This is a genomic window from Neisseria oralis (assembly GCF_045062685.1).
Classification (GTDB): domain Bacteria; phylum Pseudomonadota; class Gammaproteobacteria; order Burkholderiales; family Neisseriaceae; genus Neisseria; species Neisseria oralis.
The window spans coordinates 1-253 of the sequence record NZ_JBJGEB010000088.1; the positions used below are offsets into that span (position 1 = coordinate 1).

At 58.5% G+C, this 253-nt stretch carries 1 protein-coding gene; it reads right to left on the bottom strand.

The window, feature by feature from the left end; all coding sequences use genetic code 11:
* On the bottom strand, positions 1 to 253 hold a 253-nt coding region (gene bamD / locus ACI43T_RS12190; protein WP_405387389.1), incomplete at both ends, for an outer membrane protein assembly factor BamD.

Genomic DNA, 253 nt, shown 5'->3' on the forward strand with positions numbered 1-253 from the left:
CTTCGACATAGCGCGTATTCTGGTAGCTGCCGATGATTTTTTGGGCACGGTTGGCGGCGGCGATGTATGCGCCGCGTTTCATATAATAACGGGCAACCGCCATTTCATTGCCGCCCAAGGCATCGACCAGTTTGATCATACGCGCGGACGCATCGGCGGCGTATTTGCTGTCGGGGAAACGCCGGACGAGTTCCGCAAACGCCTGGTACGCTTCGCGGTTGGCTTTCGGATCGCGGTCGGACCAGTCTTGCGA